The following is a 24,332-nucleotide window of genomic DNA, read 5'->3' as shown; positions in this document are numbered from 1 at the left end:
GCGGGCCGGCCTCCGCTGGCTCAGGTCGGTCTGGCATAACATCTTTCCCCTCACTCCGGTGGGTTACCCTAGCCCAGTCCGATGACGACTGATGCACATGTATGTCAGGTCAATATCGATATCCGGAACCGGGGGCAGCTGTGCTTCTCGACGTGCTGGCCGACGGTGTACCCATCGACTGCGGCGGGATGGCGGACGGCCTGACCGGCTGCTATGGGAAGCTTCCCGCGATTGGCATCGCCGCGGCCGCTGTGATGGCCGGCGCCGCCGTCGTCGGTCCCGCCGTGCTCGCCGTGTTCCTTCCGCAACTCCTCAACGCCATCGCGGGCGTTCCGGTCCACCCACCGGAAACACCGCACGCGCCAGCCACCCAGGCCGTCGCCCAGACACTGACCGCCGAAACAGCGGAGAGCGCACCGCCGAGCACCGACGTGGCGCAGAAGGGCTCGACAGAGTTCGACCCGGTGGCACAGCCCAACCAACCGGAGCACCCGCCCCGCACGACGCCGGCCGCGGGCCAGCTTGCCCCATCTGCACCAGAGCTCTCGCAGTCCCAACCCGAAGGGGATCTCGACCGGAGCCCGGACGCGCACATCGACAAGCCAGACCTGCCGCAGCCCGATCCGGGGCAGCGTCCGGTGCAGTTCGGTCAGCCGCTCGGCGCGGTATCAGGCAAGCAGCCGCCCCTTTTCGACGGCCCGGTAACCCGCGATCAGGTAATCCAGGGCGACCTTGGCGACTGCGGAACGCTGGCAACGATCGGCGGGGTAGCCGGGCATCGGCCCAGGGACATCACGTCGGCGATCCAGCAGAATCCTGACGGGACGTACACGGTGACATTGCACAAGGCCTCGTTCCTCGCGCCGGATCGCACCGTGCCCACGGGACAGACACTGGAGCTGACGGTTACGCCGGACGTTCCGGTCTACTCGAGCGACCAGACCCTGTCGGCATATGCCGATCAGACTGAGACTGGCGTCGCATGGGCCTCCATTATGGAAAAGGCGATGGCGGGAGTGGATCAAACGTGGAATGCGCGGCGGGCGGCTCAGAGTTCGCCGGCGCGCGGATATGAGCGCCTCGACGAAGGAACCAACGCAGGGAATCGGGCGGAACTGCTGACCCAGCTCACCGGCCAGCCGGCGGTCGTTCGATCGTTGAATAAGACCCCGGGCAATGAAGCCGCCGCTGCCGCCGAACTACGAGCGTGTCTCGACAATCAGAAGCCGGTGATCATCGGCGTCCCGTCACCACCACCGGGCGTTGGTCGTCTCCCGCACGATCTCGTCGGTGGCCACGCCTATGAGGTAACGTCGGTAGAGAATGGAATTGTAAAGATGCGTAATCCATGGGGCTTCAAGCACCCGACGCCGATGACGATGCGCGAGTTTCTGGACAACGTGCGCGACGTTTACACGACTTTGGAGTAGGAGCGAAGATGATTGAGTCAGCCGTACTCCGGCACGGTCGCGTGTGCAACCTCGGCGTCGGTCGCGTTGCGGTGCACTTCCTCAGCAACCCGGCGCTGGACGGTGAGCCGGTGCGGGTGGACCTGGTGGTCGTGCCGCGCAACGGCGTCGAGCAGACGTTGACCTTGCGTGAGGGCGAGCAATTCACCGTAGGTGAGACAGCATGGATCTTGGAAGGGGTCGAGAACGCCGGGACGTACGACTACGTGGTCCGGATAGCCCGCGCCGCCGGCTAGAACTCGCGCACCCCAAGGCGGAGTGCTCGCCGTCGCTATTCGGCGCGCAGCCGGTCCAGATCGAAGTCGCCGGGGCTGACCCAGATCAGGATCGGGATATCTGCCGGTATCAGCGCGCCGTCTGGTTGGAATCCGGTGAAGGATCAGATTAGCCCGGGGCCGACAGTGGCGCGGATCACCTACCGCACGCAGGGCGCCGAGCGCCCACCTCTCAAGGCGAGAACCACAGGCTGCTCGGCGGTCTCCGACCGCCTTCGGGCCCACTTCCGCGCAGGCAAGTTCGGCCATCTGGCACACAACAAGACCGGCGCCCCCGTCACCCGGTCGCTGATCGCCTACGACCACTGATCCATTCGGAACTACTCGTCTAGGTGGAGTCACCGACACCCGGTCAGCGGAAGACCTTCTGGAACGCCGCGAGGGTCGGCGTGCCGCGCTCCCGGTCCAGTACGGCGAAGACCACCCGCTCGAACCACGGACTCTCCCGAAGCGCCTCGGCGAACGCCGCCGCGACGGTCGACGGGTCGTTGCCGAAGACGCCGCAGCCCCAGGCGCCGAGCACGAGCTGCCGGTGCCCGTACCCGGCGGCGACCGCCAGCACCCGGGCGGCCCGCCGACGCAGGATGGCCGGGGCGTCCGCGACCCGGTCGGGCTGGTTGCGCCGCATCGCGGAGAGGTTGGGCGCCGCCGAGGTCAGGAACGAGATCGGGTACGGCGCCGCCAGCGGAGTGCCGTGGTCGTCCCGGAATACGGGTACGCCCGGGGAGTAGACGACCCGGTCGCTGTAGCCGAGATCCGGGTCGGCCCGGTGCGCGAGGTAGAAGTCCCAGGCGGCCCGGAGACACGGATAGAGCGCCGAGGCGCGGGCGATGCTCTCCTCCTGGGCCTGAGCGCCGTTGAGAAAACCACCGCCGGGGTTGCGGGCCGAGGCGAAGACCAGGCAGGCCCGGTCCCCGTCGAGCCGCCGGCACGCCGCCAGGCTGGATTCGTCGGTCACCTCGATGCGGGGCGGGCCGGCCAGCGGCTCCGGCGCGGGCAGGAGTTCGTCGGGCAGGTGCAGCCGGGTGCCCGCCACCGCCCGGGCCACCTCGTCGCCGATGGCCACCTGCCCGCCCTGCTCGGTCCGGTAGGTTCCCCGGTCCAGCACCGCCACCGTCTCCTGGGCGATCGCCCTCAGCCGCCTGCTCACCCCGCCATCCTGCGTGATCCGGGTCGCCATCTCGACTCGGTTTCGTGCACCAGGCAGCCGGCCGGGGCGTCGGTGGACGGCGGGCGGGTCTGCCCGCCCGCCGTCACCCTTCGGTCGTCAGGGCTGGCTGCGCGGCCCCTCCGGGTCGAGACTGTCGATGAACTCGTGCGGGTGGTCCGCCTCGACACTGGTCCGGGCGGCCTTCGCCTCCGCCGTCATCTGCGCGGCGACCCGATCGGTCGGCACACCCGCCTGGCGGGCGCCGTCGACCACCTCGGCGTACGCCTGGTCGGCGTAGGCGTGCGCGGCGGCGTACTGGTGGCTGGCCAGGGCCGCCTTGGCCCGGCCGAGCAGCCGGTCCGCCGCCGCCAACTCGTCCCGGGCCCGGTACGACCGGGGCGAGCCGAGCACCTCCGCGGCGAGCCGGTTGGCCGCCTCGTTGTACGCGGCCGTCAGGAACCGGTCGCTGTTGTCGTGGTCGAACTGGCTGAAGTCCCAGTTCAGGTCGATGTAGCTCATCATCGAGTTGGTCTGGTCACCGGCGTTCACGAAGTAGAACTCGTCGGCTGGCCCGTAGTCCACTCCGGACGTGCTGTCGTAGCCGTCGTGCGGGTGGCTCATCCCGATGTGGTGCCCCACCTCGTGGATCAGCGTCGTGGTCAGCCCGTACCCGGCTTCGACGATCTCCGGCGAGATGAACCCGAAGACGTACGTCTGGGTGCCGTCGACGTAGTTGTCGTCGGCGAAGCCGAGGGCCGGCGTGATGGTGCCCTCCGGGACCGCGTAGCTGAACATCGGCAACTCGTAGTCGACCCGGCCCTGGTCGTCCTGGGTACGCGCCAGCTCCTTGCGGTTCTGCAGATAGAAGTTGGCGAAGCCGGGGAAGCCGGTCTCCGGATAGCAGGAGACGTCCTCCTCCACCGCCAGCCGGTAGCAGCGCTCGGCCTCACCGCGCCACGGCAGGTCCTGGCTGTCGTAGTCGAGCTTGTTGCGCCAGCGCAGTTCGCGCAGCTCGGCCAGGAGCAGGTCCGGCTTGACGTAGGTCTTCGAGGCGTCCACACCCGGCCAGCCCTCGTAGACGTTGCTGTCCAGGTTGATCGAGCGCGGGGGCGCGGCCGTGGGCAGCTCCGCCGGATAGAGCGGCGAGCTGGTGAAGAGCAGGTTCACCGCGACGTACCGGGTGATCAGGCCGAGGTCGCCGGCGAGCTTGCCCGGCGCCCGGTAGCCACCGGCGGTGTATTCCCAGGTCGGCGGCATCCGGTAGTCCTCGACGCCGTTGCCGTCGAGGTCCGGCTCGTCCACGTTCCAGTTGGAGGTCCAGGACTCCGGGCCGGCCGAGAGGTCGTGGAACCAGATCCGGTGGGTGGAGCCGAGCCCGTTCTCCTCGTCCCGCGCGGTGGTGCCGCCCCAGGCGATGATCTTGCGGCTGTCCCGCTCGACGCCGAAGTTGTATCCGGTGTCCGGGTCCGGCTCGTCGGTCTTGGTGTAGACGTGGAACCGGAAGTCGGACCGCCCGTACCAGTTGATGAAGAAGACGGTGTTCCGCCGGGTGTCCACCCCGGCCGGCGGGTTCTTCGCCAGCCACCGCTCGACGCTCGGCGCGTCGATATGGTGGTTCGCGGTGATGTCGAGGACGTTGCGCTGCTGCGCGTTGTAATCCGCCTGGAGCGTGGTCAACGGGGCGGGCCGGGACAGCCGGGTGAGTTCGCCGAAGAACCGGTCCTCGTACCGCCGGTCGGCGTAGCTGATCCGGTAGTCGTACGTGTAGTGCAGGCCCAGCTTCTCCCGGACGTCGTAGAGGAGCCGGGACCGGACCACCGGTTCGTAGCCGCGCGGCAGCTCGGCCTGGTAGGCCGACCGGGACACCTGGTTCGGCTCGTAGCCGAGGAACACCACGTTGACCGGTACCCGCTCGGTCAGCCGTGGCTGGCCCCCGGGGTTGAGGTGCGGATAGCGCGCGTTCGCGGCCTGGCTCGCCGGTGCCAGCGACAGCGACAGCACGGTGAGCACCGCCGTGGCGGACGCCACGGCGATGGTGCGTCTCGTTCTCATTCCTGACCTTCCGCCGTCGAAAGGGGTCGACGGCCCGCGCCGGACCCGGGCGGCGGATGGTAGGCCCGTCCCCGAGCCCGATGGGCTCGTCGTGGAACTTGCGTCGCCCGAGCGTACGTCCCCTGTGGATGGCAAGCCATCCGTCGGCGTCGGTTTTCTCCGGGCCCGGCGGGTCCCGCGGCGGTCAGTTCGGGCTGCGCGGTGCGAGCATCGCCGCCACCGGCGTCTTCGCGAAGTCGGTGCTGCTGTCGTAGTCGGTGCTCCGGCTGACGTCGGCCCAGGCGGTCGCCTCCCGGGAGCGGGCCAGCGCCGACTCCTCGGCGAGACGCAGCGCGTCGGAGCCGAGTAGCAGCCGCAGCGGCGGTACGGCGAGCCCGACGAGATCGGCGATCACCCGGGCGGCCCGTTCCGGGTCACCGGCCTGCTGGCCGTCCATGTCGCGGCGCAGCGCGTGCAGCCGCCCGACGGTCTGCTGGTAGTCCTCGCCCACCTCGGCCATCCGCATCGACGAGCCGCCCCAGTCGGTCCGGAAGGCGCCGGGCTCGATGATGGTGACCCGGATGCCGAACGGCTTGACCTCGTTGTACAGCACCTCGGAGAAGCCCTCCACGGCGAACTTCGCGGTCTGGTACGCGCCCAGCCCCGGCGTGCCGCCGACCCGGCCACCGATCGAGGAGAACTGGAGGAAGTGCCCGGAGCGGCGCTCCCGCAGGATCGGCAGGGCCGCCCGGGTGACGTTGACGACCCCGAACAGGTTCGTCTCGACCTGCGCCCGGAAGTCCTCCTCCGGCATCTCCTCGATCGGCGCGCTGTTGGCGTAGCCGGCGTTGTTGGCCACCACGTCCAGCCCGCCGAAGGTCTCCACCGCGGCCTGCACCGCCGCCCGCGCGGCGGCCGGGTCGGTGACGTCGAGGGCGTACGGCCGCACCTGGTCGCCGTACCGGGTGACGAAGTCGGCGAGCTGGTCGGGCTGCCGGGCGGTGGCGAGCAGGTTGTCGCCCCGGTCCAGCACCTCCTGGCTGAGCGCCCGGCCCAGACCCCGGGAACTTCCGGTGATCAGCCATGTCTTGGCCATGCTGTCGCTTCCCTTCGGCACGGGTCGTCGCAGGTGATGCCGTCGACGGCTTCCCGTGCTCGACTCTGCTACGCCCACCGCCACGGGCGCCGGAAAGCGGCTCGTCGCCACCCGTCCGGCTGATCCGCCGGTCCGTTCGGCCGGCGAGCTGAGCACCCCGCTCGGCACGGCAGCACCTCGGGCGTGCGCGGTACCGCCGGCCGCGGCAACATCAGGACAGGAACTGGCCGGAATGCCGGCTAGCGTTCCGGCATGGCGAATATCCGGGTACTCGGCCCGCGAGCCCTGGGCCGGGCGACGCTGCACCGGCAACTGCTGCTGCGCCGGGTGGAGCTGCCGGTCGTCCCGGCCGTCGAACGGCTGCTCGGGCTCAACGCGCAGAGCCCGAACCCGCCGTACCTCGCGTTGTGGAGCAGGTTGCGCGGCTTCACCGTCGCCGAGCTGACCCGGGCGATCGAGGACCGTACCCTGGTCCGCTCGACCCTGATGCGGGCCACCCAGCACCTGCTGTCGGTGCCGGACTTCCGGCTGGTCCGACCGGCCCTGGCGGCCCTGCTCCGCCGGGTGCAGCGCAACGCCTTCGGGAGCCGTACCGCCGGCCTCGACCTCGACGCGCTTGCCGCGCAGGCGCGGCGGCTGCTCGCCGACGGGCAGGTCATGACCCGGCCGGAACTGGGCCGGCGGCTTGCCCGGCACTGGCCGGAGTTCGAGCCGAACGCCCTCGGCTGGACCGTGCAGTATCTGGAACCCCTGCTGCACCCGGCCCCGAGCGGCACGTGGAACACCTACGGCGCCACCCCGTTCGCCCGGGCCGACTGGACCGGGGTGGCGGCGGAGCCGACGGCCGAGGGCCTGCGCGAGCTGGTCCGGCGGTACCTGGCGGCGTTCGGGCCGGCGACGGTGGCCGACGCCCGGGCCTGGTCCGGGGTGGCCGGGCTCCGCGAGGTGTTCGCCGGGCTGCGCCCCGAACTGCGGGTGTACGCCGACGAGTCCGGCCGGGAGCTGTTCGACCTGCCGGACGCGCCGCTGCCCCCGGCCGAGCTGCCCGCCCCGGTACGGCTGCTGCCGGAGTTCGACGCGCCGCTGCTGGCGTACGCCGACCGGAGCCGGATGATGACCGACCCGGTGCGCCGGCAGGTCTGCGTCGGTGCGGCGGTGGCGCCCACCGTGCTGGTCGACGGCACGGTGGCGGCGATGTGGTCGGTGTCCCGGGCCGACGGTGCCGCCGTGCTGACCGTACGCCCGCTGCGCCGGCTCACCCCGGCCGAGTGTGCCGAGGTGGCGGCCGAGGCCGACCGGCTGCTCGGCTTCACCGACCCGGCCGCCACCACCCGCCAGGTACGCCTGCTCCCGCCCGACTGAGCCCGCCGACCCAACCGAGCCGACCCGCTGGCGGAACGCGGCGGGCCTGACCCGGCCGGCCCCGGTCGACCGGCGCCCCGCGTCGCCGCTCGGCCGGGGGTGCGCGGGTCGCCGCTCGGCCAGACCGCACACGCCGGTCGACCCGGGTTCACCAGGCCCACGCCTCCGGGCCCGGTCCGCCGGAGCCGACCGGCGGAAACAGTTCGTCCAGCCGGTCCAGGGTGCCGGGGTCGAGCGTGGTCCGCACCGCCCGCAGCGCCAGGTCGAGCTGGCCGGCCGATCTCGGCCCGACGATCGGCGCGGTGACACCGGGGCGGGACAGCAGCCAGGCCAGCGCGACGGTGGTCGGCTCCTCACCCAGCTCGGCGCAGAGCTTCTCGTAGCCGGTCACGGCCGCCCGGTGCGGCTCCACGTACCGGGCTGGGGGAGCAACTCGGCGGTGGGGCCGGAACGCCGCCGCCCGAGCGGCCGTAGCGGGTCCTACCGGGTGCCGGGTGCGGGGCGGGGAGCCCGGGCGGCCAGGTCCAGCAGTTCGTCGACGGACCACTGGTCGTAGACGTGTTCGCCGTGCCGGGATGCCAGCACCCGGCCGTCGGGGCCGATCAGGAAGTCGGCCGGCAGGCCGAACCGCCCGCCATGCGGAACGGTCGCCGGAGGCCGTTCACGGCGCCGGACGATCGCCCAGGAACTGCGCAGCACCGCCCGGAGGATCGGCAGCCAGGCGCGCGGGTCGAACAGGGCACGGCGGGCCGAGGAGACGCCGAACTCCGCGTACAGCCGCTTGTCCGGGTCGGCGATCACCGGGAACGGCAGGTCGGCGACGTGTTCGGCCAGCTCGTCGGCGGGGGAGTGGAAGACCACCACCTCGCGTACCCCGGCCGCCTCGATCTCGCCGTGCCGGACCACGATCGAGCGCAGGTGCAGGTTGCAGACCGGGCAGCCGGCGAACCGGCGGAACTGGAGGTGCACCAGACGGTCGGGATCGGGGACCGGGAGCGGCGCACCGGTGACCGGGGTGAGTTCGCGGGCGGGGACGACGGAGTCGGTTCCGACCGGCCGGAGCGTACGCATCGGGAGCTCCCCTCGTAGGCGTACAACGTACTCGTAAAATCGTAGGCGTATGCCGTACGCTGTCAAGTGCCATGCCCCGTCCCCGCTCGCTCACGCCCGACCAGCTCGCCTCGGCCGCCCTCGCCGTCCTCGACCGCGCCGGTCTCGCCGGTCTCACCATGCGGGCGGTGGCGACCGAGCTCCGGATGAGCACCATGGGCCTCTACCGGTACGTGACCGACCGGGCCGAGCTGGAGGCCCTCGTCGTCGAGTTGGTGTTCGGCGGCGTCGACCCCACCCCGCCACCCGGCCCGGCCGACTGGCGGGACCGGATCCGGACCATGGTCGAGCGGGTCCGGAAGGCGGTCGAGGCCCATCCGGCGGTGGTGCCGCTGACCGTCGCGCACCGGCACACCTCGGTGAGCCTGCTGCGCTGGTCGGAGACGGTGCTGGGCATCCTGACCGAGGCCGGTCTCGACGGCGGGCGCCGGGTGGTGGCGCTGCGCGGCCTGCTCAGCTATGTCGTCGGCGCGATCCAGCTCGAACATCTGGGCGCGCTTGCCGGAGCGGGCACCGGGGCCATCGCCGAACTGTCCCCCGACGAGTTCCCGCACCTGACCGAGACCGCCCGGTACGCCCGGCGGATCGGGCCCACCGAGGAGTTCGACGGCGGGCTCGACATAGTGCTGCGTGGCCTGGTGGAGCCGGCGGACCCGGTGTGAGCCGTCGCGGTCAGGCTACGTGGCCCGGTGGAGCCGGCAGGGCCGGCGGACCCGGAGTGAGCCGCTGCGGTCAGGTCAGGGTCGCCCGGACCAGTGCACCCGGCTCGGGCCCCGCCTCGGCGATCACGCTGCCGTCCCGAGCCCAGATCCTGGACCGTCCGGCGGCGTCGGTGTAACCGCCACCGGTGCGGCCGGCGAAGCTGGCGGTCGCCACCCAGACCCCGTGCTCGGCGGCGATCCGGCGGGCCCGCTCGTCCTGCACACCCCACTCCGCCGCCGAGTCCAGCGCACCCGCGACGTACCCGTCGATGCCGAGCGCGGCGGTGTCGGCCGCGTGCCGGGGTACCCCGGTGTCCTTGCAGACCGCGATCCCCAGCCGCCAGCCGGCGACCTCGACCACCGCCGGGGCGTCGCCCGGGACGAAGTGCTCCGGCTCGGCCCCGCCCAGCCACATCTTCCGGTACGCCACCCGGGCCCCGCCGCCGTCCACCGCGAGGACGCCGATGTGCCGCCGTCCCGCGTCGCCGGCAACCGGTGCGCCGACCAGCGCCAGCGAACCGGTCTCCGCGCAGGCCGCCACGATCGGGGCGAGCCGTGGATCGTCGGCGTCGACCGGGGGTGCGTCGAACTCGTACCCGGTGAGCGACATCTCCGGAAAGACCACCACCCGGACCCGGGCCGCCCGGACCGCCTCGGCGTGGCTCCGGGCGTTCGCCAGCACGTCGTACGCCAGGCAGCGCGGCTGGGCGACGGCGATGGTCAGCGGGTCTCGCACGCGCTGATCGTAGCCCCGCCGCCCAGCCGCTCCCTGCGGTCAAACCGCCGCCCAGCCGCTATCCGCGGTCGGACCGCCGCCCGGCCGCTACCCACCCACCGTCAGACCAGAGTGGACCTCTCGGCTCCGGCGGTGACCGGGACGGGCGACTCGGGGCGTTCGAGGGCGACCCGAGGCAGCCAGCGGCCCAGCCAGGACGGCAGCCACCAGGCGCGGGCGCCGAAGAGCTGCATCACGGCGGGCAGGATCAGGCAGCGGATGACGAAGCCGTCTACGAAGATCGCGACCGCCAGGCCGAGTCCGAACTGTTGCAGCATCCGGCCCGGGTCGAACAGGAAGGCACTGAAGACCACGATCATGATGGCGGCGGCGGCCGTCACCACCCGCCCGGTGGTGGCCAGGCCCTCCCGGATCGCGCCCGGGGCGTCCCGGTGCCGTTCCCAGTGCTCGTGCATCCGGGAGACCAGGAAGACCTCGTAGTCCATCGAGAGCCCGAAGACGATGGCGAAGATCAGTACGGGCACGAACGCCTCGACGGGACCGGGCTGGACGCCCAGGTTGCCGTACTGGAAGACGTAGGTGATCACGCCGAGGGCGGCGGCCACACTGAGCAGGTTGAGTACCGCCGCCTTGACCGGGATGAGCAGGGAACGGAAGACGAGTACCAGCAGCAGTGCGGAGAGGCCCACCACCACGACCACGAAGAGCGGCAGCCGGTCGGAGATCGCGTCGGCGAAGTCGACCGCCGCCGCCGTACCGCCGCCGATCGAGACCCGCACCCCGGTGCTCCGCTCCACCGGTGGCAACACCTCGGTTCGCAGCCGCTCCACCAGATCCATCGTCGCCGCGTCCTGCGGGGCGGAGGTGGGGAAGAGCAGCAGGGTGTGCAGTTGCCCGTCGGGTGCCGGGAACGGCGGGGTCACCGAGGCGACCCCGTCGACTCCGGCGAGTGCGCCGCTCACCTCGGTCGCGGCCGGCTGGCCGCCCTCGACGACCACCACCAGTGGTCCGTTCTGTCCCGGGCCGAACCCGGTCGAGATCAGGTCGTACGCCTGCCGGCTGGTCGAGGTCGGCGCGTCGCTGCCGGCGTCGGCGAAGCCCAGCCGCATGTCCAGAGCCGGCACCGCGAGCAGCACCAGCAGCGCGGTGGGCAGCAGCAGGGCCAGCCAGGGCCGGCGCTGCACGAACCCGGACCAGCGCCGCCACACCGCGCCCTCGGCCCGCTTCGCCCGCTGTGCGCGGCGCCGGACGGCACGTTCGACGCGACCGCCGACGATGGCCAGCAGCGCCGGGAGCAGGGTCAGCGAGGCGAGCATCGTGACCAGCACCGTCAGCGCCACCGCCACGGCCACGCCCTGGAGCGAGCCGAGGCCGAGGACGACGAGGCCGAGCAGGGCGATCACCACCGTGCAGGCGGCGAAGAAGACGGTACGGCCGGCGCTGTCCAACGCGATTCGGGTGGCGGTGGCCCGGTCGGCGCCGTGCAGCAGCTCCGACCGGAAGCGGGAGAAGACCAGCAGCGCGTAGTCGATGCCGACGCCGAGCCCGACCAGCGCCATCAGCGGGGCGGTGTAGTCGGCGACCGTCGCGACGTGCGAGGCGAGTACGACCAGGCTGAGCGTACTGCCCACCGCGAAGATCGCGATCCCGATCGGCAGTGCGGCGGCGAGCAGGGAACCGAAGAGGATCACCAGGATGACCAGTGCGGCCAGCAGGCCCGCGCCCTCGGCGGCGCCACCCTCGCTCTCCTCGGCGGCCCGGACCGGGTCACCGGCCAACTCCACCCGCAGCCCGTCCCCGGCCGCTGCCTGGGCGGTTTCGATGACGGCCCGTACGTCCTCGGCCGGCACCTCCTCGGCGGGCTTGTCCAGGGTGACGGTGGCGTACCCGATGGTGCCGTCGGCGGAGACGGCGCGCGGGTCGTCGTACGGGCTGGTCAGCTCGGCCACCGAGGCCATTCCGCGTACCTGGCCGAGCATCGGCTCGACGCGCTGCCGGACCTCGGCGGCGCCGATGCCGCCCGGCTCGTGCAGGACGATCTGGAAGCTGCCCGCCGTCTGCCGGGAGCCGTGTTCCCGGAGCGTGTCGGTGGCGGCCTGGGATTCGGTGCCGGGCAGCGAGTGGTCGTTGTGGTAGTCCGTCCCGACCGCCTGGGCGGCCACGGCGAGGCCGACCAGCACGACGACCCAGCTCAGCAGGGCGGCCCACCGCCGCCGATACGCCCAGCCGGCCACCCGGGCGAAAATGCCGGGGCCGGGCGGTGCGGCTCGGCCCGGGCGGTCCGGCAGCCCGCCGTCGGGCCGGTCGGCAGGAGGTGGTTCGGTCGGCATCGTCGATCTCCTCGCGTTCTCGGGTCCGCCCGGCCGGTCGCCGCGCGTCCCGCTCGTCGATGAGTTAGCAATCTACATGTAGCATAACTACGTAAGCGGCGACGGCTCGACCGGAGGCGCGGAACGGGACTGGCGGCCCAATCCGTTCGTCCCGTCCGACCTGGACGAAACGGATCTACCCGGGGGTGCGAATTCTCGGCGGGAGCGTGGGTCAGCGGCAGGTCGTTGCCGCGCGTGCCGTCGCGAGGCAGCGTGCCCCGTTCAGCGCCACGAGAAGCATCGGCAGGAACAGCACGACCACCGCGATCGGCAACCGGGCCAGGGCCATCGGGCCGGTGATCGGGCTGCACGCCGCGAGCAGCAGGCCGGTCGTGCTGAACGTTGCCGCCACGGTGAAGGCGAAGATCCCGGTGAGCCGGATGCGCCGGGGGTTGGTGCCGAGTCGGCGTACCCCGGTGCCGGAGGCCCAGACGGCGAGCAGCGCGACGACCACGGCCAGCGTCCCCAGCCAGCTCACCAGTGTGTCGAGGAACCCGGCCAGCCCGGGCAGCGGGTCCGGCTCGGCCGCCTGCCAGGCGACCAGGTGCCAGATCGGCGGCTGCGCGACGAGGCTGGCGAAGGCCAGCAGCGCCGTCCGCCGGCCCTGGGCCAGCGCGAGTTCGGCCTGGTATCCGGGGGCGATCCGGGAAACCTCACCGAAGTCGTCGACCGCGCGCCGCGCGGCGCCCTCGGGGGCCAGGCCGAGATCCGCGTACGCCTCGGTCGCGTCGACCAGGCTGTCCCGGGCCTCCCGGAGCAGCCCGGCCTTGACCCGCCGTGGCCCTCGCAGGGCACGGTCGAGTTCGGCGAGGTATCCGTCTATCGCAGCGGCCACGGCTCACTTTCTCTGGGACACCGGTGCCCCAGTATGCCGGGCCCGGCCCGCCGGACGGAACGCACGCGACCCCGAGATTCCCCTGAACCCGCCACCTGACTGCCGGACGCCCGAAAGTGCGCCGGGGGCACTGAAAGCACTCTTCCGGGCCGGATGTCCGGTCACGAGTTCCATCCGCCGCCGGACCGCTGCGCTGGCTGCCGTTCAAGCGGTTTCGACGATTCGATGCTCCCAGGCCCAGACGGCGATCTCGGTGCGGTTGCGGAGGCCGAGCTTGGCCTGGATGGTCGAGACGTGACTCTTGACCGTACTCAGCGAGATGAACAGCTCGGCTCCGATCTCCAGGTTCGTACGGCCGCGTGCGATCTCCCGTACCACCTCGATTTCGCGTTCCGACAACGCCGGCAGTGACTTGTCGGGTTCCCGTGCCGGCCTGGTCAGGTGGCGCAGCAGCCGTACGGTGACCGACGGGGAGACCAGCGCGTCACCGTTGTGGGCCGCGCGTACCGCCTCGACGAGCAGGGCCGGGCCGGCGTCCTTGAGGATGAAGCCGACCGCGCCGCCGCGCAGTGCCCCGTACACGTACTCGTCGAGGTCGAACGTGGTGACCACGATGACCCGCATCGGGTTGGGTACGCCGGGTCCGGCGAGTGCCCGGGTCACCTGGATGCCGTCGAGCCGGGGCATCCGGATGTCCACCAGGCAGACGTCGGGGCGCAGCCGGCGGGCCTGGGCGGTGGCGTCGACACCGTCTGACGCCTCGGCGATGACCGTGATGTCCGGCTGGTCCTCAAGGATGAGCTTCAGGCCACTACGGATCATCGCCTGGTCGTCGGCGAGCAGTACCCGGATCGTCATAACCGTCCGTTCTGGATGGGTAGCGTGGCGCGGACCGACCAGCCGGCGTCGGGGCGGGGACCGGCGTGGAGCGTGCCGCCGAGGGTTTCGACGCGTTCGCGCATGCCGATGAGGCCGTACCCGCCGCGGTGGGTGGCGCGGGCGGGGCCCGGTGGTGCGTCGTCGACCACCTCAACCGTGACGCTGGAGGTGTTCTGGTCGACGGCGACCGTGACGGTGACGCCGGTGGCGTGCGGGGCGTGCCGGGCCACGTTCGTCAGCGCCTCCCGCACGATCCGGTACACCGTGCTGCTCACCTCCGGCGGCCATGCCGCGTGCTCCTCGGGTACCTGTAGGCACACCGGCGGGCCCTGCCGGCTGAAGCGCTCGACGAGGATGCCGAGCTGTTCCGGCCCGGCCGAGGCGGGCGGCGCGTCCTCGGCATCGCGTAGCAGCCCGACCACGCGGCGCATCGCGCGCAGCGCCTCGGCGCCGGCGGTCTCGATCCCGGTCAACGACTCGGCCACCTGTCCCGGGTTCTTACGCACGACGAGGTGGGCGGCCTGCGCCTGGATCAGCATGCCGGTGATGTGGTGGGCCACCACGTCGTGCAGTTCCCGGGCCAGCTCCAGCCGCTCCTCTCGGCGTACCTTCTCGGCGGTGGCCGCCGCCCGGTTGTCCAGCAGGCGCAGCGCTAGCCCGACCGCGACCGCGCAGAGCCAGGTTGCGGCGTTCTGCGCCACGACTCCCGAGGCGCCCGAGGACTGGGGCCGGGCGGCGAGGTAGGCGCCGCCGACCACCGCGAGCCCGCCGGCAGCGAGCACACCAGCCGGTACGGGAGGCAGCGCGCGCACCGCCGACCCGACGAGTACGGCGAGAGCCAGCGCCATTGCCGGTCCCGGCTCGGTCGGGAGGTGGAACACTCGGGCCGCCACGATGGCCAGACCGGCGATCCCGAGACCGGCGACAGCCGTCCAGACCCGCTGCCGTCGCCGTACCACCGCCAGCGCACAGACCACGACGGCGGCCGCCCCGCCCGCGAGCCAGTACCGGGCGCCCCAGGTCTGGGCGATCGCCACGGCCTCAATGCCGATCAGGGCGAGGAAGACCACGGCGAGTCCCGCCGTGGCCGCGACCCCGGACAGCCGGTTCCAGATGCGCATCCGAGCCACGTTACGAGGCCCGCGCGGCTACCCGAAGACCGATCCCGAGCAGCACGGCGACCAACCAGGCGGCGATGTTCACGCTGGTTACCGCAGTGCAGCCGGCAGCGTCCGGAAGTGCGGTCAGCCAGGTACCCACCACCACCGCGAACCCGCCCGCCGCGACGGCCGCGGCCCGGCGCCCCGGCAGCGTCCGGATCCCCGAGCCGACCAGGACAGCCAGGGCGAGCGCGGTGACCGGTCCCGGCTCCTGCGGCAGGTCGGCGACCCGGGCCACCACGGTGGCCACCGCCGCGACCGCGATTCCGCACGCCACCGGCCAGCTCCGCTGCGGCCCGCGCAGCAGCGCCAGTGTCCCGGCCAACACCCCGGCCACGCAGTCGAACAGCCAGTAGAGCCCGCCCCAACTGACCGCGATCAGATACGCCGTGAGCCCGAGCCCGGTAACGAAGACCAGCCCCAGTATGGCGTTCATCGCCGTTCGGTGTGTCGTGTCCATGCCGAGGACGCTAGGAAAGCGCCGGCAAGAGCGAACCGGCCAAAAGTAGGGTCGTCGGCGCGGGCGGCCCCTGCTTTCGACCGATGGCGGCCGCGCCCGCCGTTCGCAGGATTGGCCGCATGCAAACACCACTCGTCCTGCACGCCGAGCGGCTGACCAAGCGGTACGGCCGCCGAACAGCGTTGGCCGACTGCGAGCTGAGGATCCCGCGTGGGCATGTCGTCGGACTCGTCGGCCCGAACGGTGCCGGCAAGTCCACCCTCCTGCAACTGGCCTGCGGCCTGATCGGGCCGACCTCGGGCACGTTGTCCATCCTCGGGTCCGAGCCGGCCGCCAATGCCGCGCACCTCGCCCGGGTCGGCTTCGTCGCCCAGGACACCCCGGTGTACGCCTCGTTCAGCGTCGCAGACCACCTGAAGATGGGCGGATGGCTGAATCCCTCCTGGGACTCCGCGCTGGCCAACCGGCGGATCGCGGAGGTCGGGCTCGACCCCGCGCAGAAGGCGGGCCGGCTCTCCGGCGGCCAGCGCGCGCAGCTCGCGATGACCATCGCCGCCGCGAAGCGACCCGAGTTGCTCATCTTCGACGAGCCCGCTGCCGCACTGGATCCCCTGGCGCGCCGGGGCTTCATGCGCAGCCTCGTGGAGTTCGTGGCGGAACTCGGCGCCAGTGCTGTGCTCTCCTCGCACCTGTTGAGCGATGTCGAGCAAGTCTGTGACTACCTCGTCGTACTCTGCGACTCGCGTGTCCAGGTCGCCGGCCCGGTACCGGATCTGCTCGCCTCGCACCACCGGATCACCGGCGATCCGGCCACGATGCCCGCCGGGGTCGAGGTCATCTGGGCGGAGCACGGCCGCGTCCTGGTCCGGGGCGACGCGCCGGTACGGCCCGGTGCGCCGGTGCGGCACGCCGAGCCGGTGACGCTGGAGGAGCTGGTCCTCGCCTACATGTCGCGAGCCGCCTCGACGGTTGTCGCGTCCGGTGCGACTGCGGCGGTGGCCCGATGATCCGGTTGAGCCTGCGGCAGTTCCGTATCCAGGCGCTCGTCGGCGCGATCCTCTTGGCCCTGGCCGCCACCTACCTGATCAATCTCGGCGGAGGAATCCGCGCCGTGCGTGACACGTCCCAGCTTCCGGGCCAGTACGGGCAGACGATGCTGTTCCTGGCCACCGGTTTCGGCCTGGTATCCGCCCTCATCGGGGCGTTCTGGGGCGCGCCGCTCGTCGCCCGGGAACTGGAGACTGGCACCTATCGACTGGTGTGGAACCAAAGCGTGCCACGCCGACGCTGGCTCGTGGTCAAGCTGACGGTGCTCGGCCTCGCCAGCATGGTCGTCGCCGGTACGCTCAGCGCGCTGTTGACGTGGGCGGCGGGCCCGGTCGACCAGGTCACCAATGACCGGTTCAGCGGGCTCCTGTTCGGAGCGCGCGGTATCGCGCCCATCGGGTACGCCGTCTTCGGTTTCACGTTCGGCGCCGTCGCCGGGCTGCTGGTGCGTCGTACCCTACCGGCGATGGCGATGGTCTTCCTGACCGTGATCGCGGTGCAGTTCGCCGTACCCAACCTGCTACGACCGCACTATCTGCCCGCCGAACGGGGCAGCGTAGCGATGAGCGCCGACGCCATCAACCAGGCCCGGTCGCTGGGCAGCATCACCGGCGGGCCGGCCATCGGAGGGATAGCGATACCTGACGCCTGGGTCACAAACACCAGCAAGCTCCGGACCGCTGACGGCCGACAACTCTCCGACGCCGCCTTCAACGACTGTCTCGACAACGCCCCGAAGACCGGCGCGGGCGGCACGTTCGGTGACACCGCAGTATGCCTCGGCAAGCTTGACCTCCATGTTGACCTGGCCTACCACCCCAACCAGCGATTCTGGCTATTCCAATGGATCGAGCTAGCGCTGTATCTCGGCATCAGTGCGCTGCTCGCGGCATTCGGTCTGTGGCGCGTCCAGCGCCGGGTCAGCTAGCCGTGCCGAGCACACGACTCTCGGCCGCCCTGCCGGCGTGCACAGCGACCGCGGTGTGAGCGCCGCCAGGGGTCCGGCTGATAGGAAGATCAGGGGGTTCGGCCGGAGGGTGCTGGCGGGTGTCAACGGACTCGGCGATCGCACGGCGCATGTGCGGAATCTGTGCGCCGTGCTGCAAGGCTTTGCCGCGACCGCGTTGTTTCCCGCCGAGAGGAGATCAAGGTGCGAACAATGGAGCCGGCATTCGGCCGGAAGGTCCGCTGCGCGCTCGTGATCGGTGCGCTGGTTGGTGCGACGAGCCTGGCGTCGGCGCCGGCGGCCGTGCAGGCGGGCCCCTCGCGGGCCGACGTCGCCACGTCCGACGTTCCCACGTCCGATGTCGTCCGCGTCGTGGTCATGCCCGGGACGCGCACCGCCGCCGGGTCCGCCGCCCGGGACGCCTCGCCGGACGGCGGCGCGACGACCCTGTCGAGCTGCGCCACCACGGTGTACGGCTACACCGGCTACCGTATCTGCGAGTTCGAATGGTTCTACGTAACGCACTCCAACGGCAGCAACGAGTACTTCGTCATCGGAACCAACTACGCCGTCTTCCACATCTGGCCCGGTAGCGGCGGCTGGAAGAGCCTCGGCGGCAAGGCCAGGAAGGCGACCCCGAACGGGGCCTACTTCGTCACGGACACCGGGTACTACGGCGTGCGCACCATCGGCACGGACAACTGGAGCTGGTGCCGCTTCAACCTCCACGGCTCCTGGAGCAGTTGGGATACCTGCTGAGCCACTCGGTGACCGGGCGTCGCCGCTTTCGGATCTGCCGAAACTGTGCGCGGTGCTGGAGCGGCCCGGGCGCGTCGTTCCGCGAATGCGATCAGGCACCCAGTTACCTGAGCTACGTCTACGAGATCCGCGCCGGTATGGGCGCCTGAACCCCCTGTCCGGACGATACCTCTGGAGCGCCATGCGAAATCTGGCCAGGGCCGCCCTCGCCGCCCTGCTGCTGGCGGTACCGCCGGCCACCACCACTGCCGCCGACACGACCCCGGTCGCCGCCGCGGACGTGCCGCTGGCCGGCACCACCCTGCACTACACGAACAACGTCGGCTACAGCTCGGGGCCGAAGGGGGTAGGTTTCAACCTCTGGGACCTCGGTCCGTACCCCGAGGACGTGGCAGCCCTGCCGGCCGGCCACAGGGCCCTGGTCTGGGTCGGCGGCGACAACTCGACGTGTACCTCCGAGTACACCGACAGCGAGTTCAACGCGCTGGTCGACGACCTCGCCGGCAGCGACAAGGTCTTCGGCTGGTACCTGTGGGACGAGCCCGATCTGGACGCCTGCCCGACCCTGATCGACCTGCTCAAGCGGCGGGCGGCCGCGATCCGGTCGCGTACCGGTGGCCGGCAGTTGTCCTTCGTCGCCTCCGGCGGCGGCGACGGCGAGGCCGCCCCGCCGGAGCTGGCACCGGCCAGGTCCGGCGTCGATCTCATCGGGCTGGACCCGTATCCCTGCCGGATCGGCGAGGCGTGCGAGTACTCCCTCATCGACCAGGCGGTGCGGCAGACCATCGCCAACGGCACCCCGGCCAGCGCGATCGTGCCGGTGTTCCAGGCGTTCGGGCAGACCTGCGCAAGCATCCCCGCCGACCATCGCAAGTGGCGGATGCCGACCGGCGCGGAGCTGGACCAGATCTTCGCGCGCTGGGACAGCCTCGTGCCGTCGCCGGTGTTCGACGACGCCTACAGCTGGGGTACGCAACCGGAGTGGTCCTGCCCGAGCCTGTCGTCCAACCCGACGATCCAGAACCGGTTCAAGACCCGATTCGCTGCGGCCGCCGGCACCGCCGGCCCGCGGACCACGCTGGCGGCGGGGCAGGCGCTCACACCGGTCGCGGACACGTATCTGACCGGCAGCCATGTGCAGGACGTATACGACAGGGCTGCCAGCATCTCGGTTGGCTCGGGCGTGCACGGACATCGTTGCCGTCAGCCGGCTGGACCACCGGCGCCAGCCGCGTAGTCGCCGACGCCATGTGTGTCACCCGAGTCTGAAGACCTCGAAGGAGAATTCATGCTTTTGCGTCGTACCGTCGGGTTGGTCGCTGCGGCAGGTGTGGCCGCCGCCGCGTTTCTGGCCCCGGCCACGCCAGCCGTCGCCGCTGTGACCAGCGGCGCGGTCTTCAACAACCCCACGGTCGCCGGCGAGCAGTACGCGATCATCGAGCACCTGCAGGGACTGATCCGGGGCGCGACCGCGGGCTCGACGATCCGGATCGCGATCTACCACTTCGCACTCACCCGGATGTCCAACGACCTGATCGCCGCGCACGACCGTGGGGTCAACGTCCGGCTGGTGACCGACAGCCAGTCGCGCGACTATCCGGCGGTGCTCGACCTGATCGGCGAACTGGGCACCAACCGGGCCAACCCGTCGTCGGTGACGGTGTGCACGACCGATCGGGCCTGTATCGGCAACGCCGGTACGCCGATCATGCACAACAAGTTCTTCCTCTTCTCCAACACCTCTGGGTCGGCGAACGTGCTGGTCCAGACCTCCTCGAACCTGACCAACGGCAACGCCCAGAGCTACTGGAACAACGCGGTGACGCTGGTCGGCAACACGGCGGTCTACAACGCCTATGTGAACTACTTCAACGACCTGGCCGCCCAAGCGAAGAACAACGACTACTACCGCACCACTTCCAGCGGCAACGCCAAGTCGTACTTCTTCCCGCGGGCCGGCTCGTCGGGGTCGACCGACACCATCTACAACATGCTCGACGAGAACGTCACCTGCGAGGGCAACACATCGACCGGCACCGAGACCGGGCGCACGATCATCCGGATCGGCATGTGGTACTTCAGCCGCAACCCGATCGCTAACAAGCTACGCGAGCTGGCCGACCGAAAGTGCTGGGTCGACATCGTCTACACCACGATGGATGCCGATGTGCGCAGCATCCTGGACGGACACGCCCGGATCAAGCTCTACCGGATCAGCGGCGACTACATCGTGCACTCGAAATACATGTTGATCGAAGGCACGTACGCCGGCCAGAAGGACACCAAGTGGGTGATGACCGGCAGCCACAACTACACCAACGCCGCGCTTCGGGAGAACGACGAGGCGCTGCTGCGGATCCAGTCAGCGGCCATCCACGACCAGTACCGGTCCAACTTCTGGTCGCTCCGTGCCGCCGGCACGCCGCAGACCTGACCGGGCTTGAGACCGCAGCGCTGGCGACCCCCGCACAGTGAACCTTTTTCGACCTGAACCGCGCGGCGCTCACACACCGCGTCCGACCTCGCGCTCCGACGGACCGCAAGGGGAGGTGGAAAAAGGTTCAGTGATCACGGGCGGAGATCGACGCGGAGTCGCTGCCGCAGGCCAGCCGCCTCCCGCGCGGCTTGGCTGGCCGCGGCGCGGTCGCCGAGCGCGGCGTGCGCCTGCGCGAGGGTCTCCAGGCTGGTGGCAAGCCAGTACGGCGATCCGAGCTGGCGCCAGATGGTGACCGACTGGCGGGCCCGGTGCAGCCCGGCACGGGCCCGGCCAGCGGCGAGCTGGGCCACCGCGAGTACCCACAGCGTGCCGGCCTGGCCCCACACGTTGGCGAAGTCGCGATGCACCCGCAGGCAACGGGCCAGCAGCAGGCGCGCTTGCCCGTGCCGGCCCAGCCGGATCCACATCTCGCCGAGCCAGCACCCCGCGTGTGCGGCGGCGAGCCGATCGCCGAGGCTCGCACTGATGTGCTGGGCGCGCTGGAAGTGGTCTGCGGCCTCGGCGTGGTGGTGTCGGGCCCGGGCCACATGACCCAGGCAGCGTTGTGCCGTCGCTTCGCCGGGACGGTAACCTGCCTGCCGGCTCAGCCGCAGGCACTCCTCGAAGTACCCGCTCGCCTCGATCAGCCGGCCGCAATCCAGGTAGACCACGCCGATGCCGGTGGTCGCGTAGACCAGGCCGTTGACGTTGCCGGTGCGGTCAGCCAGCTCGCGGGCCCGGCTGAAGCTGGACAGTGCCGCCGGGTACTGGCCGCGTAGCCGGTAGAGGTAGCCGAGACCAGCGGTGATCGCCGCCTCGTACTCGGGATCCTGGTCGATGCTGCCGGCCTGGGCCGCCTCGAAATGCGCGATCGCCTCGGGATAGCGGTCCTGGATGGTGTCCAGCTCACCCAGCCCGCGGTGCAGCTTGACGGCGGTACGGTGGTCGCCGGCGCGGACCGCGGCGGCGAGCACCCGGCTCTGGACCCGCCGCCAGTCGTCGAAGTGCGTGCCGACCTGGAAGAAGGTGGTCAGCGATGCGGCCAGGCAGCCGGTCAGGCCGGTGGCACCGGCGTCCAGCCCGTCATCCACAATGGACAGCAGGAAGTCGTGTTCCCGCTCGAACCACGCCTGCGGGTCGGCCGTGAGCCGCTCCACGTCGGCCCGGGCCAGGCTCCACCGCGCGAGCCGGTGCCGGGCCAGGCCGAGGAAGTCCGCGGACAGGCGGGCGTCGGCCCGCTCGGCCAGGGCGAGACCGGCGCCGACCAGCCGCCGGATCGCGGCGGTGCGGGTGTGCCGTTGGTCGGCGGTCGCCTGCTCCCGGGCGAACGCCCGGACGAGGTCGTGAAAGCGGTACCGGGTCTGTCCGGCCACCGCGACCGGCTCCACCACGTGTACCGCCACCAGGTCGTCCAGTACGCGTCCGGTGTGATCGAGCGGAGCATCCAGCAGCGCGGCCAGCGCCCATGCGGGAAAGTCCCGGGCCCGTAGCAGACCCAGCCGGCGTACCGCCGTCTTGGCTTCATCGGTCAGCCCGCGGAAGGTGAGATCGAGGCTGGCCCGCACGGCGAAGTCGGCCACGGCGAGCTCGTCCAGGCGGTGCTGGGCCGCCTCCAGCCGGTCGGCTAACTCGGCCACCGGCCATCCGGACCGCGCCGCGAGCCGCGCGCAGGCGATGCGCAAGGCGAGCGGCAGATAGCCGCACAGAGCGGCGAGCCGGGCGGCGCCGGCCGGGTCCGCTGTGACGCGGGCCAGGCCGGCGAAGTGCTCGAGCAGAGACACGGCGTCGGCGGGGGACAGTAGGCCGAGCGGAAGCCGCACCGCCTCCGCCAGGCCAGCGAGCACGGCCCGACTGGTGACCAGGGCGGCGCAGCCGGAGCCGCCCGGTAGCAGCGGGCGGACCTGGGCCAGGGAGGCGGCGTCGTCGAGGACCACCAGCATCCGGCGCCGCGCCACCAGCGAACGAAAGAGCGCGGCCGCCTCGGCCTCCTCCTCCGGCACGGCCGTCGGCCGGACGCCGAGCGTGCGCAGGAACCGGCCGAGCACCTCGATCGGCCGCAGCGGCTCGTGGCCAGGTGTGGCGCCGTGCAGGTTTACGTAGAGCTGTCCATCCGGGAACGTGCTGGCGCACTCGTGTGCCGCGGCAAGCGCGAGGGCGGACTTGCCGACGCCGGCGATGCCGTCTATGGCGACCACCACCGGACCACCGTGCGCGCCACCCTTCAGCGTGGCGGACAGCCAGGCCAGCTCGGCATCGCGTCCGTGGAGCGGGCGTGGGCAGGCGGGCAGTTGCGCCGGCGCCGCAGCGGGCCGCCCCTGACCACCGCTCGCGGCGCCACGCAGGCTGTCGCTGTCGTACAGGATGCGTTTGTGCAGGCGGCGCAGCTTCGGGCCAGGATCGATGCCAAGCTCGCGGGCGAGCAGGACGCGCAGGTCGGCATATGCGCGGAGCGCCTCACCGAACCGGCCGGAGCGGTACAGGGCGAGCATCAGCTGCTCCCAGAGCCGCTCCCGCAGCGGGTGCTCCTTCACCAGCGCCCGCAACTCGGTGATCACGTTCTCCGGCTGCCCCAGGTCGAGTCGGGTCTGGGCCCACTGCTCGGCCACGGACAGACGCCGTTCCTCTACCCGCAGCACGATCGCCTGCAACGCGGGCCCGTACGCGATGCCGTCCAGTGCCCGTCCCCGCCACAGCCGCAGCGCTTGTTCCAGGCGGTCGGCCGCCGCCGGCAGCTGCCCGACGCGCAGCGCCTCCTCGCCCTGGTCGGCCAGCTCGTTGAACCGATCGAGGTCGAGCTCGCCGGGGTGCACACTGAGCTGGTAACCACCGGCTCGCAGGGTGTGCAACCGCGAGCCCTGCTCACCCGGGACCTGAAGCACCCGGCGCAGGCCGGCCAGGTACACGCGCAGGTTGGCGCCGGCGGCGGCCGGCGGCTTCCACCACACGGAGTCCATCAGGTGCTCCGTCGACAGCGCCTCGTTCGTCGACAGCAGCAGTGCGGCCAGCACGGTGCGCTGCTTCGGCGCACCGACGTCCAGGCGCTCGCCTCCGTGTGAGACATCCGGCCGGCCCAGTACCCGGAATTCCACATCGACCCCCCGCTCGACCATTGTTCTCCTATGGTCGAGTGCCACGCTGACAAGACGCCGACACTCGTCTCGGCGACGGCCAAGGGCAACCGTCCTGTTCAACGGCGGTTTCATCGGCTGTGCCGCCGCCACTACGGGTTTCCTACGGGAGCGGCGACGAGGTCGTCATATCTCGTTTCCTGTCTTCCGTGGCCCGCCGCAGCGCTGGCGCGATGCCGGCATCCGCACGGTCCGAGCGCGTGGACGTGCCCGCCGCTCAAGCGATCTTCACCGGGTGGCACGGTTCGGACTGAGGCTTGCGACGGGAGGCGGGACGGCCAGTGGATGGCTCGGGCGAGCACGTTGCGCGCCTCGGGGCACAGGTGCGGCGGTTCCGCCACCA

At 71.4% G+C, this 24,332-nt stretch carries 21 protein-coding genes; 9 read left to right on the top strand and 12 right to left on the bottom strand.

Annotated elements, in window-relative coordinates:
* Positions 1-140: 140 nt before the first annotated feature.
* Positions 141-1,430 (top strand): C2 family cysteine protease, encoded by a 1,290-nt coding sequence (locus ACSMXO_RS37245; protein ID WP_455415601.1) that lies wholly within the window; start codon positions 141-143, stop codon positions 1,428-1,430.
* Between the two features lie 8 nt (positions 1,431-1,438).
* Positions 1,439-1,705, top strand: a complete 267-nt coding sequence (locus ACSMXO_RS37240) for a DUF6406 domain-containing protein (protein WP_432877601.1) — start codon at positions 1,439-1,441, stop codon at positions 1,703-1,705.
* Positions 1,706-2,096: 391 nt separating this feature from the next.
* On the opposite strand, the gene ACSMXO_RS37235 is transcribed toward ACSMXO_RS37240, so the two are convergent.
* From ACSMXO_RS37235 to ACSMXO_RS37225, 3 genes are all read right to left on the bottom strand, one after another.
* Entirely contained in the window at positions 2,097-2,894 is a 798-nt protein-coding gene (locus tag ACSMXO_RS37235; protein WP_455415600.1) for a TIGR02452 family protein, read from the bottom strand.
* 117 nt (positions 2,895-3,011) lie between these two features.
* The gene (locus tag ACSMXO_RS37230) at positions 3,012-4,946 is read right to left on the bottom strand and encodes a hypothetical protein (protein WP_455415599.1); all 1,935 of its coding nucleotides are present in this window, start codon (positions 4,944-4,946) and stop codon (positions 3,012-3,014) included.
* A 184-nt stretch (positions 4,947-5,130) separates the two neighbouring features.
* On the bottom strand, positions 5,131-6,021 hold the full coding sequence (locus ACSMXO_RS37225; protein ID WP_455415598.1) for an oxidoreductase: 891 nt from the start codon (positions 6,019-6,021) through the stop codon (positions 5,131-5,133).
* Positions 6,022-6,273: 252 nt separating this feature from the next.
* Between ACSMXO_RS37225 and ACSMXO_RS37220 the strand changes: the two genes are divergently transcribed.
* Positions 6,274-7,383, top strand: coding sequence for a winged helix DNA-binding domain-containing protein (locus ACSMXO_RS37220; protein WP_455415597.1), 1,110 nt, complete (start codon positions 6,274-6,276; stop codon positions 7,381-7,383).
* A gap of 148 nt (positions 7,384-7,531) precedes the next feature.
* On the opposite strand, the gene ACSMXO_RS37215 is transcribed toward ACSMXO_RS37220, so the two are convergent.
* Both ACSMXO_RS37215 and ACSMXO_RS37210 read right to left on the bottom strand, forming a co-directional pair.
* On the bottom strand, positions 7,532-7,930 hold the full coding sequence (locus tag ACSMXO_RS37215) for an aldo/keto reductase (RefSeq protein WP_455415596.1): 399 nt from the start codon (positions 7,928-7,930) through the stop codon (positions 7,532-7,534).
* Positions 7,864-8,454 carry a peroxiredoxin-like family protein gene (locus ACSMXO_RS37210; protein WP_455415595.1) on the bottom strand — a complete coding sequence of 197 codons (591 nt, stop codon included), beginning with the start codon at positions 8,452-8,454 and terminating at the stop codon, positions 7,864-7,866. Before ACSMXO_RS37210 ends, ACSMXO_RS37215 begins: the two co-directional genes overlap by 67 nt.
* 71 nt (positions 8,455-8,525) lie before the next feature.
* On the opposite strand from ACSMXO_RS37210, the gene ACSMXO_RS37205 reads away from it, so the two are divergent.
* The gene (locus ACSMXO_RS37205; protein ID WP_346260900.1) at positions 8,526-9,155 is read left to right on the top strand and encodes a TetR/AcrR family transcriptional regulator; all 630 of its coding nucleotides are present in this window, start codon (positions 8,526-8,528) and stop codon (positions 9,153-9,155) included.
* A gap of 70 nt (positions 9,156-9,225) precedes the next feature.
* On the opposite strand, the gene ACSMXO_RS37200 is transcribed toward ACSMXO_RS37205, so the two are convergent.
* The 6 genes from ACSMXO_RS37200 to ACSMXO_RS37175 form a co-directional block, all read right to left on the bottom strand.
* The gene (locus ACSMXO_RS37200) at positions 9,226-9,930 is read right to left on the bottom strand and encodes a carbon-nitrogen hydrolase family protein (protein ID WP_455415594.1); all 705 of its coding nucleotides are present in this window, start codon (positions 9,928-9,930) and stop codon (positions 9,226-9,228) included.
* A 101-nt stretch (positions 9,931-10,031) separates the two neighbouring features.
* A complete protein-coding gene (locus ACSMXO_RS37195; RefSeq protein ID WP_455415593.1) occupies positions 10,032-12,260 on the bottom strand; it encodes an MMPL family transporter in 2,229 nt (742 codons plus the stop codon).
* 211 nt (positions 12,261-12,471) lie between these two features.
* Positions 12,472-13,134 (bottom strand): permease prefix domain 1-containing protein, encoded by a 663-nt coding sequence (locus ACSMXO_RS37190; RefSeq protein ID WP_455415592.1) that lies wholly within the window; start codon positions 13,132-13,134, stop codon positions 12,472-12,474.
* 204 nt (positions 13,135-13,338) lie between these two features.
* Complete coding sequence (locus ACSMXO_RS37185; RefSeq protein ID WP_346260896.1) at positions 13,339-13,992, bottom strand: response regulator transcription factor; 654 nt, start codon at positions 13,990-13,992, stop codon at positions 13,339-13,341.
* A complete protein-coding gene (locus ACSMXO_RS37180) occupies positions 13,989-15,134 on the bottom strand; it encodes a histidine kinase (RefSeq protein ID WP_455415591.1) in 1,146 nt (381 codons plus the stop codon). The genes ACSMXO_RS37185 and ACSMXO_RS37180 overlap by 4 nt, the downstream gene beginning before the upstream one ends.
* Before the next feature lie 10 nt (positions 15,135-15,144).
* The gene (locus tag ACSMXO_RS37175) at positions 15,145-15,609 is read right to left on the bottom strand and encodes a hypothetical protein (protein ID WP_455415590.1); all 465 of its coding nucleotides are present in this window, start codon (positions 15,607-15,609) and stop codon (positions 15,145-15,147) included.
* 143 nt (positions 15,610-15,752) lie between these two features.
* Here ACSMXO_RS37175 and ACSMXO_RS37170 point away from each other — a divergent pair, with 143 nt between their 5' ends.
* The 5 genes from ACSMXO_RS37170 (at position 15,753) to ACSMXO_RS37150 (ending at position 20,819) form a co-directional block, all read left to right on the top strand.
* The gene (locus ACSMXO_RS37170; RefSeq protein WP_455415589.1) at positions 15,753-16,640 is read left to right on the top strand and encodes an ABC transporter ATP-binding protein; all 888 of its coding nucleotides are present in this window, start codon (positions 15,753-15,755) and stop codon (positions 16,638-16,640) included.
* Positions 16,637-17,608, top strand: coding sequence for an ABC transporter permease subunit (locus tag ACSMXO_RS37165; RefSeq protein WP_455415588.1), 972 nt, complete (start codon positions 16,637-16,639; stop codon positions 17,606-17,608). The genes ACSMXO_RS37170 and ACSMXO_RS37165 overlap by 4 nt, the downstream gene beginning before the upstream one ends.
* 231 nt (positions 17,609-17,839) lie before the next feature.
* A complete protein-coding gene (locus ACSMXO_RS37160) occupies positions 17,840-18,385 on the top strand; it encodes a hypothetical protein (protein ID WP_455415587.1) in 546 nt (181 codons plus the stop codon).
* 181 nt (positions 18,386-18,566) lie between these two features.
* Entirely contained in the window at positions 18,567-19,622 is a 1,056-nt protein-coding gene (locus tag ACSMXO_RS37155) for a hypothetical protein (RefSeq protein WP_455415586.1), read from the top strand.
* 51 nt (positions 19,623-19,673) lie between these two features.
* Entirely contained in the window at positions 19,674-20,819 is a 1,146-nt protein-coding gene (locus tag ACSMXO_RS37150) for a phospholipase D-like domain-containing protein (protein WP_455415585.1), read from the top strand.
* 134 nt (positions 20,820-20,953) lie between these two features.
* Here the strand turns inward: ACSMXO_RS37150 and ACSMXO_RS37145 are convergent, their stop codons facing one another.
* Entirely contained in the window at positions 20,954-23,971 is a 3,018-nt protein-coding gene (locus ACSMXO_RS37145; RefSeq protein ID WP_455415584.1) for a BTAD domain-containing putative transcriptional regulator, read from the bottom strand.
* Positions 23,972-24,332 lie beyond the last annotated feature (361 nt).

Source organism: Plantactinospora sp. DSM 117369, from assembly GCF_053764795.1.
Note: the sequence above shows the minus strand (reverse complement) of the source record. Positions and strands in the feature narration are given on the sequence as shown.

Coding starts and splice junctions, on each gene's coding strand:
- ACSMXO_RS37240 (WP_432877601.1), top strand. CDS start 1,439: ATGATTGAGTCAGCCGTACTCCGGCACGGTCGCGTGTGCAACCTCGGC.
- ACSMXO_RS37230 (WP_455415599.1), bottom strand. CDS start 4,946: ATGAGAACGAGACGCACCATCGCCGTGGCGTCCGCCACGGCGGTGCTC.
- ACSMXO_RS37225 (WP_455415598.1), bottom strand. CDS start 6,021: ATGGCCAAGACATGGCTGATCACCGGAAGTTCCCGGGGTCTGGGCCGG.
- ACSMXO_RS37220 (WP_455415597.1), top strand. CDS start 6,274: ATGGCGAATATCCGGGTACTCGGCCCGCGAGCCCTGGGCCGGGCGACG.
- ACSMXO_RS37210 (WP_455415595.1), bottom strand. CDS start 8,454: ATGCGTACGCTCCGGCCGGTCGGAACCGACTCCGTCGTCCCCGCCCGC.
- ACSMXO_RS37205 (WP_346260900.1), top strand. CDS start 8,526: ATGCCCCGTCCCCGCTCGCTCACGCCCGACCAGCTCGCCTCGGCCGCC.
- ACSMXO_RS37195 (WP_455415593.1), bottom strand. CDS start 12,260: ATGCCGACCGAACCACCTCCTGCCGACCGGCCCGACGGCGGGCTGCCG.
- ACSMXO_RS37185 (WP_346260896.1), bottom strand. CDS start 13,992: ATGACGATCCGGGTACTGCTCGCCGACGACCAGGCGATGATCCGTAGT.
- ACSMXO_RS37180 (WP_455415591.1), bottom strand. CDS start 15,134: ATGCGCATCTGGAACCGGCTGTCCGGGGTCGCGGCCACGGCGGGACTC.
- ACSMXO_RS37175 (WP_455415590.1), bottom strand. CDS start 15,609: ATGAACGCCATACTGGGGCTGGTCTTCGTTACCGGGCTCGGGCTCACG.
- ACSMXO_RS37170 (WP_455415589.1), top strand. CDS start 15,753: ATGCAAACACCACTCGTCCTGCACGCCGAGCGGCTGACCAAGCGGTAC.
- ACSMXO_RS37165 (WP_455415588.1), top strand. CDS start 16,637: ATGATCCGGTTGAGCCTGCGGCAGTTCCGTATCCAGGCGCTCGTCGGC.
- ACSMXO_RS37160 (WP_455415587.1), top strand. CDS start 17,840: ATGGAGCCGGCATTCGGCCGGAAGGTCCGCTGCGCGCTCGTGATCGGT.
- ACSMXO_RS37155 (WP_455415586.1), top strand. CDS start 18,567: ATGCGAAATCTGGCCAGGGCCGCCCTCGCCGCCCTGCTGCTGGCGGTA.
- ACSMXO_RS37150 (WP_455415585.1), top strand. CDS start 19,674: ATGCTTTTGCGTCGTACCGTCGGGTTGGTCGCTGCGGCAGGTGTGGCC.
- ACSMXO_RS37145 (WP_455415584.1), bottom strand. CDS start 23,971: ATGGTCGAGCGGGGGGTCGATGTGGAATTCCGGGTACTGGGCCGGCCG.